The sequence below is a fragment of the Bradyrhizobium manausense genome, assembly GCF_018130615.1.
Taxonomy (GTDB): Bacteria; Pseudomonadota; Alphaproteobacteria; order Rhizobiales; family Xanthobacteraceae; genus Bradyrhizobium; species Bradyrhizobium manausense_A.
The window spans coordinates 79,467-93,292 of record NZ_JAFCKB010000005.1 but is presented as its reverse complement, the minus strand read 5'-3'; the positions used below and the strand labels follow the sequence as shown (position 1 = coordinate 93,292).

At 65.9% G+C, this 13,826-nt stretch carries 11 protein-coding genes; 4 read left to right on the top strand and 7 right to left on the bottom strand.

The window, feature by feature from the left end; genetic code table 11:
• The first annotated feature begins 198 nt into the window (after positions 1-198).
• The gene (locus tag JQ587_RS11710) at positions 199-1,365 is read left to right on the top strand and encodes an ABC transporter substrate-binding protein (protein ID WP_212425397.1); all 1,167 of its coding nucleotides are present in this window, start codon (positions 199-201) and stop codon (positions 1,363-1,365) included.
• A gap of 9 nt (positions 1,366-1,374) precedes the next feature.
• Here JQ587_RS11710 and JQ587_RS11705 read toward each other — a convergent pair whose 3' ends face one another.
• From JQ587_RS11705 to JQ587_RS11690, 4 genes are all read right to left on the bottom strand, one after another.
• A complete protein-coding gene (locus JQ587_RS11705) occupies positions 1,375-2,352 on the bottom strand; it encodes a hydroxyacid dehydrogenase (RefSeq protein WP_212425396.1) in 978 nt (325 codons plus the stop codon).
• Positions 2,353-2,364: 12 nt separating this feature from the next.
• The gene (locus JQ587_RS11700) at positions 2,365-4,218 is read right to left on the bottom strand and encodes a TRAP transporter large permease (protein ID WP_212425557.1); all 1,854 of its coding nucleotides are present in this window, start codon (positions 4,216-4,218) and stop codon (positions 2,365-2,367) included.
• Positions 4,219-4,240: 22 nt separating this feature from the next.
• Complete coding sequence (locus JQ587_RS11695) at positions 4,241-5,272, bottom strand: TRAP transporter substrate-binding protein (protein ID WP_212298860.1); 1,032 nt, start codon at positions 5,270-5,272, stop codon at positions 4,241-4,243.
• Between the two features lie 332 nt (positions 5,273-5,604).
• Positions 5,605-6,048: a DoxX family protein gene (locus tag JQ587_RS11690; protein ID WP_212298861.1), complete on the bottom strand. Its 444-nt coding sequence runs from the start codon at positions 6,046-6,048 to the stop codon at positions 5,605-5,607.
• Positions 6,049-6,146: 98 nt separating this feature from the next.
• Here JQ587_RS11690 and JQ587_RS11685 point away from each other — a divergent pair, with 98 nt between their 5' ends.
• From JQ587_RS11685 to JQ587_RS11675, 3 genes are all read left to right on the top strand, one after another.
• On the top strand, positions 6,147-7,067 hold the full coding sequence (locus tag JQ587_RS11685) for a LysR family transcriptional regulator (RefSeq protein WP_212425395.1): 921 nt from the start codon (positions 6,147-6,149) through the stop codon (positions 7,065-7,067).
• Between the two features lie 145 nt (positions 7,068-7,212).
• The gene (locus JQ587_RS11680) at positions 7,213-8,694 is read left to right on the top strand and encodes a caspase family protein (RefSeq protein WP_212425394.1); all 1,482 of its coding nucleotides are present in this window, start codon (positions 7,213-7,215) and stop codon (positions 8,692-8,694) included.
• 175 nt (positions 8,695-8,869) lie between these two features.
• Positions 8,870-10,537 carry a SulP family inorganic anion transporter gene (locus JQ587_RS11675; RefSeq protein WP_212425393.1) on the top strand — a complete coding sequence of 556 codons (1,668 nt, stop codon included), beginning with the start codon at positions 8,870-8,872 and terminating at the stop codon, positions 10,535-10,537.
• Positions 10,538-10,543: 6 nt separating this feature from the next.
• On the opposite strand, the gene JQ587_RS11670 is transcribed toward JQ587_RS11675, so the two are convergent.
• From JQ587_RS11670 to JQ587_RS11660, 3 genes are all read right to left on the bottom strand, one after another.
• The gene (locus JQ587_RS11670) at positions 10,544-10,906 is read right to left on the bottom strand and encodes a hypothetical protein (RefSeq protein WP_212425392.1); all 363 of its coding nucleotides are present in this window, start codon (positions 10,904-10,906) and stop codon (positions 10,544-10,546) included.
• 38 nt (positions 10,907-10,944) lie between these two features.
• Entirely contained in the window at positions 10,945-12,279 is a 1,335-nt protein-coding gene (locus JQ587_RS11665; protein ID WP_212425391.1) for a Spy/CpxP family protein refolding chaperone, read from the bottom strand.
• A gap of 102 nt (positions 12,280-12,381) precedes the next feature.
• The gene (locus tag JQ587_RS11660) at positions 12,382-13,806 is read right to left on the bottom strand and encodes an FAD-binding oxidoreductase (RefSeq protein WP_212298867.1); all 1,425 of its coding nucleotides are present in this window, start codon (positions 13,804-13,806) and stop codon (positions 12,382-12,384) included.
• Between the last annotated feature and the right edge of the window lie 20 nt (positions 13,807-13,826).

Sequence of the window (13,826 nt, the reverse complement as noted above, 5' to 3'; positions counted from 1 at the left end):
ACTGCACAACTTTGGAACCAAGGCATCCCGCATTGCGAAGCGTAGTTAATGATTGACCTGCGCATTCCCGCAAATGTGGTCGTCGATTGCCACATTTCCCCGGAGTCCTACGGATCGATCTCCCGGTGCCGGTTAGTGCCCTGTTCAGCCCGCGGATCTATCGTTGCCGCAACTTCTCCCGCATCGGCGAGCTCTCTCATGAAACGATCGCGCCCAGCGATAGGCATTGCGCTTGCCGCCATGGTGCTGGCGGCGGCAACGCTGACGGCAAGAGGCGACGAGGTCGGCGTCAGCGAGGACGCGATCCTGTTCGGCCAGGCTGCCGCGCTCGAGGGGCCCTCCGCCGTGCTCGGACAACGCATGCGGCACGGCATCGTCGCGGCGTTCACCGAGATCAACGCCAAAGGCGGCGTCCACGGCCGCAAGCTCCAGCTCATCAGCCGCGACGACGGCTACGATCCCGACCGCTCGGTGGCGCAAACGCTGAGGCTGATCGAGGACGACAAGGTGTTCGCTTTGATCGGTGCCGTTGGCACGCCGACTGCGATCGCGACCATCCCGGTGACGAGCGCCCGCAACATCCCCTTCATCGGCCCCTTCAGCGGCGCCGAATTCCTGCGCGACCTCGAACTCCCGAATGTCGTGAACATCCGCGCAAGCTATAGCGCGGAGTCGGAGACCCTCATCAAGCATCTGGCCGAGGACCGCCACTTCAGCCGGATCGGCATCTTCTACCAGGACGATTCCTTCGGCCGCGACGGCCTCGCCGGCGTCAAGAACGCGCTGGCCAGGCGCGGGCTCGAACTCGCCGCTGAAGGCACCTTCGAACGCAACACCCGCGCGGTCAGCGCGGCCTGGCGCACCATCAAGCGCGCCGAGCCCGAGGCGATCGTCATGGTCGGCACTTACGGTCCGAGCGCCGAGTTCATCAAGCTCGCGCACCGCAACGGCGTCTTTCCGACCTTCGTCAACATCTCCTTCGTCGGCGCCAACGCGCTCGCCAAGGAGCTCGGCCCGGACGGCGAAGGCGTCGTCGTCGCCCAGGTCGTGCCGTTTCCATGGGACCGCTCGATCAAGCTCGTCGCCGACTACCAGGCCGCGCAGACGGCGTTCGATCCGACGCTGGCACCGGACTTCGTGTCGCTCGAGGGCTATCTCTCCGGTCGTCTCGCGGCAGCGGCGCTGGAAAAGGCCGGGCCGAACCCGACCCGTGCGAACCTGCTGCGCACGATCAACGATATCGGCCGCTTCGATATCAGCGGCAGCATCGTCACCGTCGGGGCGCGCGCCGTCGACATGCCGCCAAAGGTGTTCCTGACGGTGATCCAGAAGGACGGGACGTTCACGGCCGTGGACCGGCTGTAGAGCCGCAGCTCACGGCCGCCGTGTCCAACGCTCGGCGTTGACGGCGCCCTGCGGGGCTTCGCCCTTGACGATGGCGTCGACCTGCCGCACCGTTTCCAGGGACTGGTATTCGATCGCCTGCGGCGTCAGCCCGCCGACATGGGGCGTCGCGACGACGTTGGGAAGCTTTGCCAGCTCCGGCGTCGGCATCTGGTCGGGCGCGCGGCCGACGTCCATCGCCGCACCCGCGATGCGGTTCTCAAGCAGCGCCTTGGCGAGTGCCGCCTCGTCGACCAGATTGCCGCGCGAGAGATTGATGAAGACGGCATGCTTCTGCATGCGCGCCAGGGCCGCCTCCCCGATCAGCTTCTCGGTCTGCTCATTGGCAATTGCGAGGCAGACAACGTAGTCGGACGCCGCAAGGAGGTCGTCGAGACCGACCTGCCTGATCGCGCCGTCACTGACATCGGCAAAGGGATCGGCGACCAGCACATTCATGCGCATGACCTTGGCGATCTCGGCGAGGTAACGCCCGATGCTGCCATAGCCGATGATGCCGATCGTGCTGCCGGCAAGCTGACGGCCCATCCGCGCCTCCGGCTTGCGGCCGGCCTGGTAGTCGGCCGTGGCCCGCGACACGCCGCGCGACAGGTCGACCATGAAGCCGAGCGCGAGCTCGGCGACGGCCTGCACGAAGCCGGGACCGGCACGCGTCACCAGCACACCGGCTTGCGAAGCGGCCTCCACATCGACATTGCGGATGTCGACGGCAGAGCGGACGAAGGCGCGCAGGCGCGGCAGCTGCGCGAAAATTTCGCCGCGGCCTTCGGTCATGCGGTCGGCGACGATGATGTCGGCATCTTTTGCCGCAGTCACGAGGCCTGCGGCATCGAGCGCATGGTCGCCCTCGTGCAGGATCACGTCGGCAATGGCGCGCAGGCCGTTCAGGCTGCGGTCGCCGTAATAATTGCGGCGCATCTCCGGCGTGTGGGCCAGCAGGACTTTCACGGCAATACTCCTTCAGTAACCGAACGCGCGCGGCAAGGCGGTGCTCAGCCATGGCACGAAGGCGATGACGAGCAGGCAGAGGAACAACAGGCCAAGATAGCCCAGGATCGGTTTCACCGTCTGCTCGATCGGGACATTACCGATCAAGCAGGCGCCGTAGAGCCCGAGCCCCAGCGGCGGCGCGAACAGGCCGATGCCCATCGCAATGACGAGCACCACGCCGAAATGCAGGGGATCGATGCCGAGCTGCACGGCCACCGGCAGCAGCAGCGGCCCGAAGATGATGAGCGCCGCCGCGCCTTCCAGCACCGAGCCCATCACGATCAGCACGGCGATCGCGAGCAGGATGAACAGCCAGACGCCGGAGGTCTTGGACAGGCCCAGCATGAAATCGCCGACCGCATGCGGCACCTGCTGCAAGGTCAGCGTGAACGCCAGCGATTGCGCGGCGGCGACGATGAACAGCACCAGCCCCGCGCGCGTCGCTGCCTGCACGAAACTATGCGTCGCCGATTTGAAGCTGAGCTCGCGGAACACCACGCTGCCGACAACAAGTGCATAGGCGACCGCGAACGCGGAGATTTCCGTTGCCGTGGCAAAGCCGCTCTTGAAACCGAAGAAGATCATGAAGATCAGGCCGAACGAGGCGATTGCGCCGCTCCAGAGGCCCGACACCGGCACTTGCGGCTCGACCGCCTCGGTCTGCGCCGGCGTCTTGCCGAAGATGATGGAGAAGGCGATCAGGACCGTCGCCATCAGCGCCGCCGGCAGCAGGCCGGCGACGAACAGGCCACCGATCGAGAGGTTCGCGACGAATCCCAGGATGATCAGATTGATGCAGGGCGGAATGGTCTCTGCCATCACCGCGGACGCCGCGAGCAGCGCCACGGCGCTGCCTGGATTCTGCCTCGAGCGGCGCGCCGCCGGAATCAGCACGGAGCCGACGGCCGCGACATCGGCCATCTTCGAGCCGGAGATGCCGGAGAACAGCACCATCGAGGCCACCATCACGACGTTCAGGCCACCGCGCATGCGGCCGACCGCACGCTGCAGCAACTCGATCAGGCGTACCGACATGCCGTTGGCTTCCATCAGGTAGCCGACGAGAATGAAGAACGGGATTGCGAGCAACACGAAATTGTCGATGCCGCGCGCCATCTGCTGGGCGAAGATCACGCCCGGCAGCGCACCCTCGACCCAGATGAAGATCAGCGCGGCCAGCGCCAGCGCAAAGCCGATCGGCAAGCCGCCGAACAGGGTTGCGAAGAAGCCGATCAGCATCAGCATGCCCGCCGACGGCACTGATGACGGCGACAGATAATCCCAGGCAAGATAGAGCCCGGTGACGATGACGACCGCGACAAGGCCTCTGACCATGTCAGGCAGCGGCCGCGCGCGGAGATGGTCGATCGCGAACACCGTCATGAACAGTGCGCCGATGCCCATCGGATAGAAGGTGAGTTCAAGTGGCAGGCCCGAGCCGGTGGTCTGTCCCGATGTCAGCGAACCCAGCTTGATCGCGTTGTAGGCGACGTAGCCCGAGACCAGCACGACGAGCACGGCGCTCGCGGCGTCGACCAGTGTACGCAACCGTTGCGGCAGCAGATCGCGAAAGAAGGACACGCCGACATTCTCGCCGCGCGCCAGCGCGCTCGCCGCGCCGAAGAAGGCCGAGCCGACCATCAATCCGCGCGCGACGTCGTCCGACCATTCGACCGGCGCGTTGAAGAAAAAGCGCAGCAGCACGGAGCCGCAGACGACCGCGAGATCTGCGGCCAGCAAGATCGCCGCGATCGCATCACTAAGGCGAAGCAGCAGCGCGATGCTCCCGTGGCGGCCGCCCGAGAGAGACAACGCGCCGGTCATCGCCATCTCGGATTTGGCCATCTCAAGCTTGCGTCGAACGAATGATGTCGATGACCGCCTTGGATTCCGGCCGCGCCTTGATGAAGTTCTCGGTCTGCGGCGCCACTCGCTTCTTGAAGGCCTCACGGTCGCACTCGGCCACCGTCACGCCCTTCTCGGTGAGCGCCGCGAGCGCCTCCTTCTCGACTGCGAGCCCATGGGCGCGGGTATCGACCGCGGCCTTCTTCGCGGCGTCGAGAAATCCCTCCCGCAGCTTCGGATCCATGCGGTTGAAGGTCATGTCGCTGAAATAGATCGCGAGCGGCGAGAAATTGTGCTGCGTCAGCGCGTAGAACTTCGCGGTTTCGAAGAACTTGCTGGCGAGGATCGTCGGCGGATCGTGCTCGAGGCCGTCAAGCACGCCGGCCTGCAATGCCGTGTAGATTTCGCCGAACGCCAGCGGCGTCGCAGCAGCGCCCATCAGCCGCAGGCATTCCGTGATGACGGGATTGGGCAAGGTGCGGATCTTGAGGCCGGCGAGATCCTCCGGCGTCTTCACCGGTTTCTTCGCGAACACGCTCCGCGAGCCGAAATTATAGGCCCAGGCGATGATGCGGATGTTGCTGCCCTTGAGCAGGGCGTCCTCGATCGGCTTGGCGGCGCCGGCGTCGAACGCCTTGGTTTGCTGCGGGAAGCTCGAGAACAGGAAGCCGAGATCGTAGGTGCCGACCAGCGGCACCAGATTGGCCGAGATCGACGAGCCCGACACCATGAGGTCGATGACGCCGAGCTTCACCGAATTGATGACGTCGATTTCCTGACCGAGCTGGTTGTCCGGGAAGAAGGCGACCTCGACCTGCTCGCCGAGTCCGTTGCCCTTCAGATTCTTGACGAGATTGTCGTAGTAGACGCGGCCGTTGGCGAATTTGGGATCGTTCGGCAGCGAGGAGGAGCATTTCAGCTTCAGCGTCGCCGCCTCAGCGCGGCCGATGATGGCGGGAGAGAGCACGAGGCCGGCGGTCACCGCCGTCGACGACTTGAGGAACGTGCGACGGCTGACGGGCACGAAAGTCATGGTGTCTCTCCCCAGTATTTTTTTCGCGGCCGCGGTCACAGCCGCAGCTTGTTGCGCGGACTGTATGGCCAAAGCGACGGGGCAGGCAAGGCTGGCAGTTGGGGCGATGCGAGCGCGCGAGCGGCGGACGCGCCGGCAGAGATTGCAGGGAACGCCTATGTTTGCTGATGTTTTCGCTATGCCGCATCGGGACGGACGACGGGCTATGCAAGATTGACGCAGATCGATCCAATTCAGGTATGGATCAATGCCGAACGCAGATTGATGGGAGCGCAGCAAAACGCTGCGGGACCGGGATCCCGCAGCGCTCTCATTCCTGCGTTAGATGAGGTTCAGCGCGACGGCGCGACGCTCAGCTGTCCATTCGCCGCCTCGACATCGCGCGAGGGCCGCAGCGCGAAGGCACCATCGCCGAGCAGCGCCTGTGCGACCAGCGCAATGGCCCAGAACGCGGGATATTCCCAACCGCCCTTCGGGTTCGTGAAGAAGAAGCCGGCCGCACCGTGCACGGTGAAGATCGCGCCGAGCAGGATCGGGATGCCGGCGAGCGCCGCGTAGCGGGTCCAGACACCGAGGATCAGGGCAATGCCGCTGAGGACCTCCACGGTCATCACGAGGTAGGCGAGTTCAGGCGGGAAGCCGAGGCTGCCGAAGAACTTTGCAGTCCCGGCGGGGGTGAAAACGAACAATTTCAGGCTGGCATGGGCCAGAAACAGCGCACCCAGCGTCACGCGCAGCACCAGCGCGGCGTAGGGAGCGGTACGGGAATCGATCATATGGCGGTCTCCATTGTTGCGGCGAGCTATGATCTATTCTCAATCGAACGACAATCAGCTATAATGGAAAAATACCTCACACTCGTAGAGTGAGATGGATGCTCGACCGGCTGACCAGCCTGGAAGTCTTTGCCAAGGTGGCGGCGAACGGCAGCCTGTCGGGCGCGGCCCGGGCGATGGGCCTGTCGCAGACCATGGTCACCAAGCATGTGGCCTCGCTGGAGACGCGGCTCGGCATCAAGCTGTTCCATCGCACCACGCGTCGGCTGTCGATCACCGAGGCAGGGCGTCTCTATCTGGAAGCGTCCGAGCGGATCCTCGCCGACATGGAGACGGCCGATGCCGCGGTCGCGCGCGAGCGCGCCGAGCCGCGCGGATTGTTGCGGGTCAACGTACCCGTCGTGTTCGGCACACGGCAGATTGCGCCGCTGATCGCGGACTTCTCGGAACGCTACCCCGAGGTCACGATCGAGCTCGGCCTCAACGATCGCCTCGTCGATCTCGCCGAAGAAGGCTGGGATCTCGCGATCCGCATCGGCAAGTTGCGCGACTCCAGCATGGTCGCCCGAAAGCTCGCGCCGAACCGCCTGGTGGTCTGTGCCGCCCCTTCTTATCTGGCCAAGCACGGCACGCCGCGCAAAGTGGCCGACCTCGCCGCGCATAATTGCCTCGGCTACACGCTGACGCAGCAGGGCAGCGCTGCGGAATGGCCATTCGGTGTCGACGGCGAGATCCGTATCCAGATCAGCGGAACCTTGCGCGCCAACAATGGCGATGCGCTGCGCGCAGCGACGCTGGCCGGCCTTGGCATCGCCCGGCAGCCGACCTTCATCGTCGCCGATGATTTGCGCGCGGGCACGCTGGTCGCGCTTCCGCTCGACCAGCCGGAGATCCAGTCCTCCGCGGTGCATGCGGTCTACCTGCCCGATCGCCGGCCGCCGGCGAAGGTGCGCGCCTTCATCGATTTCCTTGCGGCGCGCTTTGCGCCGGTTACGCCCTGGGACCGTGGACTGTCCTGACGTTTCGCGGCATGAGGCGTCAGCTCCGGCAGAGCTCCTGCCCATTTTGCCGCATGCGCAAGCGTGAGCTAGCGCACAGACAGAGTCTTGGCGGGCGACTAGAAAAGGTGACATCCTCGCGCCCATTGCCGATGGAGGTGACACCATGCGCCGTCCAGCCCTTTGCAATTTGATTCTTGCCTCCGGTCTCCTTGCACTTGCGCGGTTGATGACACCGACACAGGCCGCGGCCGAAACGCGGCTTGCGCTGGTGATCGGCCAATCCACCTATCGCACGGTTCCCGAGCTGCCCAACGCCGCCAATGACGCCAAGGGCATGGCCGAGCTGCTCGGCAATGCCGGCTTCACCGTCACAGCGGCGCCGAACCTCGCGCAGAACGAGATGCGGCAGGCGATCTCGGATTTCGCCGGCAAGGTCAGCGCCAGCGGCGCCGACACCGTCGCGCTGGTGTTCTATGCCGGCCACGGCTTGCAGATCGACGGTGAGAATTATCTCGTGCCTGTCGATCTCGACCCCAAGCGTGAGGCCGACATTCCGCTGCAGGGCGTGCGGCTGAACGATCTGCTCAACACGCTCGGCGCGCTGCCGACGCGGGCGCGCATCTTCATGCTCGATGCCTGCCGCAACAATCCGTTCCCTGCGCTCAGCGGCGCCGGCCACGGGCTCGCCATCGTCGACACCAAGGCCGGCGCGCCCGGCTCCTTCATTTCCTACTCGACCTCGCCCGGCGCTGAAGCCGAGGATGGCTCGGGTGCCGACAGTCCCTACACCACGGCCGCGCTGACGGTCGCCAAGCAGCCGAACATTCCGATCGAGGAAGTGTTCAAGCGCATCCGCATCGCAGTCGCACAATCGACCGACGGGCGGCAGATCCCCTGGGAAAGCTCCTCGCTGACAACCGACTTCAAATTCTTCGGCGACAGCAGCGGTCACCCCCCTGCTCCGGGTGCGGACGCGATGGCGCTCGCCAGCACCCCGCGCAGTGTCGCGGACTGGCGCAAGGATTTGCAGGGCAAGGATGCCAAGGTCGCCTATGATCTCGTGATCTCCGACGACACCGTGGAAGCCTATCAGGCCTATATCGAGCTCTATGCGCAGGCCTCCTACACGCCGCGGCTGCGCACGGTGCTGGAGCGCCGGCGCCAGATGCTGGCGTGGGACCGTGCGGTCGCGATCAACACCCGCGCCTCCTTCGAGGCCTATCTCGCGAATTGGGACAACAGCGATCTCGCCGCGACCGCGCGCCGGCTGCTGCTGCGCGTACAGAACCGCAATTATGCCTTGCCGGTTGCGGCCGCCGCGGTGCCGGTCGCCGTCGCCATGGCGCCGACCTGCCCGTGCTCGACACCGACGCCACCGGCAACGCCGATCAACCCGACGGTTGCGCCGGTCATCAAGAAGCGCGTCGACGACACGCCGCCCAAGCGCAAGGTCGTCGACACGCCGCCGAAGCCGCGCCGGCCGCCGCCCGACGACGTCGTCGTCGAGCGCGCGCCGCCTCCCGGCCCGCCGCCCGAAGCCATCGGCGTCGGAATCGGGATTGGCCTCGGCATGGGTATGGGCATGGGTGGCCGCGGCGGTGGAAGCATGGGACACGGCGACTACGGCAACCGCGGCAGGTATTGAGAGCACGTCGTGCGATACGGAGGACCGATTTGTCCTCCGTCATTGCGGAGAGGCCGCAGAGGACCAACCCCCATCCGGATATCCCTGTTGATGGCTGAGAAGTTGCGCGGTCTGCCGCCTTCCACCCCGGAAATGCTGTAGTCTGATCGACTGACACAGGTTTTCCGGGGACTCGATGCCGCAAGATTCGCACGCCAAGCACGCATGGCCACTGTTCCGCTCACTGGCATCTTACTCCCTGCCCGGCGACCTGATGGCGGGACTGACGCTGGCAGCCATCGCGATCCCTGAGCAGATGGCGACCGCACGGCTTGGCGGCTTCGCGCCGCAGGTCGGCTTCTTTGCCTTCCTGGCGGGCTCGCTCGGCTTCGCGCTGCTCGGTGGCAACCGCTTCCTGTCCTGCGGCGCCGATTCCACGATCACGCCGATCTTCGCCGGCGGGCTCGCGGCGATCGCCGCCACCGGGTCACCTGAATATCAGGGGCTCGCACTCGCGCTGGCCTTGATGGTGGGCGCCATGATGCTCGCCGGCGGCGCGTTCCGGCTCGGCGGCATCGCCAACCTCTTGTCGATGCCGGTGATGGTCGGTTTCCTCGCCGGCATCTCCGTCCACATCATCGTGTCGCAGCTACCGGGCGTCCTCGGACTGGAGTCGCCGAGCGGTCCCACGCTCGATCGCATCGGCGTGCTCGCAACCGAGATCGGCCTCACCAATCCCATCACGTTTTGCATCGGCTTCGGCGTGCTGGCGGTGGTCTTCATCTCCGAGACGATCAGCGCAAAGATCCCCGGCGCGCTGATCGGGCTCGTCGCCGCAACGCTGGCCACGATCGCGCTTGGTCTCGAGAGCAAGGGCGTCAACGTCGTAGGTAGCGTGCCCGGCACGCTGCCGCGCCCGACCTTCCCCGATCTTGCGCCCGAGCTCTGGGTGCGCCTGGTGCCGCTCGCGTTCGTGGTCACGGTCGTCGTGATGGTGCAGACTGCGGCCACCACGCGATCCTTCCCATCCGATCCCGACAAGCCCGCTGATGTCGATCGCGACTTCCTCGGCGCCGGCGCCGGCAGCGTGTTGTCAGGCCTGTTCGGCGCATTTCCGGTCAATGCCAGCCCGCCGCGCACCGGCATCGTCGCCGAGACCGGGGGGCAATCGCAGCTTGCGGGACTTGCCGCGGCGGCGATCGTGCTGGCGCTGCTCGCGTTCGGAACGGGATTACTGCAGCATGTTCCGGATGCAGCCCTCGGCGGCATCCTGCTGTTCGTGGCGCTGCGGATCATCCGCACCAAGCAGATCGTTACGATCTATCGCCAGTCGTTCAGCGAATTCCTGCTCATCGTTGCCACCGCAGCGCTGATCATCGTGCTGCCGATCCAGCAGGGCGCGTTCCTCGGCATCGTGCTGTCGCTGCTGCATGGCATCTGGAGCACGACGCGCGCACGGCTCGTCGAGTTCGAGCGCGTGCCGGGCACCACGATCTGGTGGCCGGCGCATCCGCACATCACCGGCGAGCGCATCGCCGGCGTTGCCGTGATCGGGCTCCAGGCGCCGCTGTCCTTCCTCAACGCGCCGGGCTTCCGCAGCGATGTGACGAAGGTGCTGGGCACGGCGACGCCGCAGTTGCTGGTGCTGGAAGCGAGCGGCATGGTCGAGATCGACTTCACCGCCGCGCAGATCCTGCTCGACGTCTTCAAGGTGTGCAACGCGCAAGGCGTCACGGTGGCGCTGGCGCGGCTGGAATCGGTGCGCGCACAGGACGCGTTCGAGCGCTTCAAATTGTTCGATGTGCTGCCGAGGGAGCACGTCTTTCACAGCGTGGATGAGGCCGTGCACAAGCTGGCGAAGTAGCTGCCGCTACTGCACCAGTGCCGGATGGTCCCGCTGCACCATCTCGCGGATCCAGCTGGCTTGGATCGCGCGGAACAGGATCTGCGCCGTCTTGATGTCGTTCGCCATCATGCAGAGGTCGACGATGCGATGCACCGCGTCGTCGCGCACCAGCCCGTCGGAGATCTTCATCGCGATCTCCATCGCGACCCTGCCGGCGCGTTCATAGCGCTCGCTGTCCTGTCTGTCATTGCGCGCAGAGCCCGCCGCGCTCGCAGTCGCAGCCGCGCAGATCGCGCGAATGCGCTCGGCGGCTTCGATATCGCCGAGCGGCCCTTCGATCGCTTCGTCCCAGATATCCGCCGGCTTCTGCTTGGCTAACCACTTCATCGTCCACCCACCCCTGGTCTTTACAGCCACCGATGCATTCAGGACGTCCGGCGCGGCCCGATCGACTCGAACTGCGCCTTCTGCTCGTCATTGAGCGTCGCGTAGAAATCCTCCAGCGCCGCTCGAACCGACTTGACGCCGTCGAGCATCGTGTCGAGCCGTGTGCGGATTGAGGCCATTCGCGCCGGCGGCGTCAACACCTCGCTCGGCTGGCAGGCCGCCTTGAGCGATGCGCTGACCTTGGCGCTGGTATCCTGGAGCACCTGTAGCGCAGCACGCTGGGTATCGTTGGGATGAAGCCTCGCCTCGATGTCGGCGCCGGGCCAATCGAGCGCCGCGGTCGCTCCGCAATTCTGCACCAGCGATCGCTCGCCGGTGCTGGACGCCGTCGCGCGACGCTGATCCTCGGCCAGCGCATTGAAGCGTGCCTTCTGCTCATCCGTGAGCAGGCCGTAGAATTTATCCAGTGCGGGCTGAACGAGGTCGACGGCCTTCTCCATCGCCTCGATGCGCTGTTGCATCGCCATCAGCCGACCGGGCGCCGTCGCTGCGACCTGCGCCGGACAGGACGCGCGGATCATCTCCGCCGCCTGGATCGAGGCGTTGCCGAGCTCGTCGAGGCTCGCGCCTTGTGCCTCGGTCGGCTGCACCGCGGCTGCGATCTGGTCGATCGGCAGACCGACGATCTCGCGCCGGTCGCTGCCGCAGAGCTGATCGAGTGCGACGCCGCGCGCTTGCCGCCGTCCATAAGGACGCTGCGGCAGATAGGTTGCGAGGCCGTCATAGCCATAGGGCCCGAAGATGCCGGCATAGATGTCCGGGTAGCCGTAGCCCCAGAAGCCGAGACCATCGCCCCAGATCGCGTAGTCGTAGAGGTCGTTATAGGCGAACGGCCAGAACAGCGGCCCGACCCAGCCATAACCGCCCCCGGCATGTTGCCACCATCCGCCGCCGGCGCCGTGCCAGCCGGCGAGCGCGGCGGCGGCCGCGATCTGGGCGCGCGCCGCCGGATTGCCGATCAGCCGGCCGTTGCGGAAGGTGCTGGCGTGGAAATTGAAGGCGTTGCGAAAATTGGCGGGATGAACGGCCGCATTGCGGATCTGACCGAAGCTCGGGCCGCCATGTCGCGCTGCTGTTGCGAACCGGAACCCACCATGATGCCCACCACCGCCATGCGCGTGCCGGACGCCATGAGCGCCAAAATGACCGCCACCGAAATGGCCGCCGCCATGACCGCCACCGAAATGACCGCCACCATGACCGCCTCCGTGCCCGCCGCCGTGACCGCCACCGCCGCCGCCCTTCCCCAGAGCCGTGCCCGCCACCAGGCAGGCGAGCGCCATCACGGCAATTCCAATGACCGGTCGTAACATCGTATCCTCCCGCTGAGCCGCGCCATTGAGGCATCGGAAGTTGACGGGAATTGGAACCGGCCGGGTGGCCGAAAGTTCCGCAACCGCGACGCAGCAGGCGCGCTACGCCTCCGGCACGATCTTGCCGGGGTTGAAGATGTTTTGCGGATCGAGCGCCTTTTTCAGCGCGCGCATCGCGTCCAGCGCCTCGGGGCCGAGCTCGGCCTTGAGATATTTCTGCTTGCCCTGGCCGATGCCGTGCTCGCCGGTGCAGGTGCCATCCATCGCCTGCGCGCGCTCGACCAGGCGATGCATGAACTCCTCGCCGCGCGCCATCTCGGCCGCATCGTTGGTGTCGCACACCAGCGAGCAGTGGAAATTGCCGTCGCCGACATGGCCGACGATCGGCGACAACAAATTGAGGCGCTTGAGATCTTCCTCGGTCTCGCTGACGCAATCGGCAAGCCGCGAGATCGGCACGCAGACGTCGGTTGCGACCACGCCGATGCTGTCGCCGGGCCGCAGCGCCTTGACGGACCAGTACGCATCGTGCCGCGCCTGCCACAGCTTCGTGCGATCCTCGGGCTTGGTGGTCCAGGAGAAATCGCCGCCGCCGCATTCTTTCGCAATCTCGCCGAACGCCTTCGACTGCGCATCGACCTCGATCTCGCTGCCGTGGAATTCCAGCAGCAACAGCGGCGTCTCCGGCAGCGTCAGCTTCGAATAGGAATTGCAGGCCTTCACCTGCGCGGCATTGAGCAGTTCGATGCGCGCCACGGGAATGCCGGTCTGGATCGCCAGGATGACGGCCTGACACGCCCCATGCACGGTCTCGAACGACACCGCCGCCGCCGCGATCGTCTCGGGAATGCCGCGCAGACGGATGGTCAGCTCCGAGATGACGCCGAGCGTACCCTCGGCGCCGACGAACAGATGCGTCAGGTCATAACCGGCGGATGATTTCTTGGCGCGCGTGCCGGTCGTGATGATCTCGCCGTCGCCGCGCACGACTTTCAGCGCCAGCACGCTGTCGCGCATGGTGCCGTAGCGCACCGCGTTGGTGCCGGAGGCGCGCGTCGAGGCCATGCCGCCGAGCGAGGCGTCCGCACCGGGATCGATCGGGAAGAACAGGCCCTGGTCGCGTAAGTGCTCGTTGAGCGCCTTGCGGGTGACGCCGGGCTGGATCACGCAGTCGAGATCCTCGGCATGCACCGCGAGCACCTTGTTCATGTCGCGCAGGTCGATGCAGATGCCACCGGCCGGCGCGTTGACCTGGCCCTCGAGCGAGGTGCCGGTGCCGAAGGGAATGACGGGCACGCCGTTCTTCGCGCAGATGCGCACCACGTCCTGGATGTCGGCGGTCTCCTGCGCCATCACCACGCCGTCGGGCGGCTGGTTGACGATCCATGTCGTGGTGTGGCCGTGCTGCTCGCGCACAGCCTGCGAGGTGACGAGGCGGTTGCCGAAACGTGCGGCAAGCTGCTCCAGCGCGCTTGCGAGGGCTTTCGGCTCGACCCGCGGCGGATTATTGGTGATGGTCGTACCCACGGACATTCCTCCCGACAGAA

Coding starts and splice junctions, on each gene's coding strand:
- JQ587_RS11700 (WP_212425557.1), bottom strand. CDS start 4,218: ATGACCGGCGCGTTGTCTCTCTCGGGCGGCCGCCACGGGAGCATCGCG.
- JQ587_RS11665 (WP_212425391.1), bottom strand. CDS start 12,279: ATGTTACGACCGGTCATTGGAATTGCCGTGATGGCGCTCGCCTGCCTG.
- JQ587_RS11695 (WP_212298860.1), bottom strand. CDS start 5,272: ATGACTTTCGTGCCCGTCAGCCGTCGCACGTTCCTCAAGTCGTCGACG.
- JQ587_RS11685 (WP_212425395.1), top strand. CDS start 6,147: ATGCTCGACCGGCTGACCAGCCTGGAAGTCTTTGCCAAGGTGGCGGCG.
- JQ587_RS11710 (WP_212425397.1), top strand. CDS start 199: ATGAAACGATCGCGCCCAGCGATAGGCATTGCGCTTGCCGCCATGGTG.
- JQ587_RS11680 (WP_212425394.1), top strand. CDS start 7,213: ATGCGCCGTCCAGCCCTTTGCAATTTGATTCTTGCCTCCGGTCTCCTT.
- JQ587_RS11690 (WP_212298861.1), bottom strand. CDS start 6,048: ATGATCGATTCCCGTACCGCTCCCTACGCCGCGCTGGTGCTGCGCGTG.
- JQ587_RS11675 (WP_212425393.1), top strand. CDS start 8,870: ATGCCGCAAGATTCGCACGCCAAGCACGCATGGCCACTGTTCCGCTCA.
- JQ587_RS11670 (WP_212425392.1), bottom strand. CDS start 10,906: ATGAAGTGGTTAGCCAAGCAGAAGCCGGCGGATATCTGGGACGAAGCG.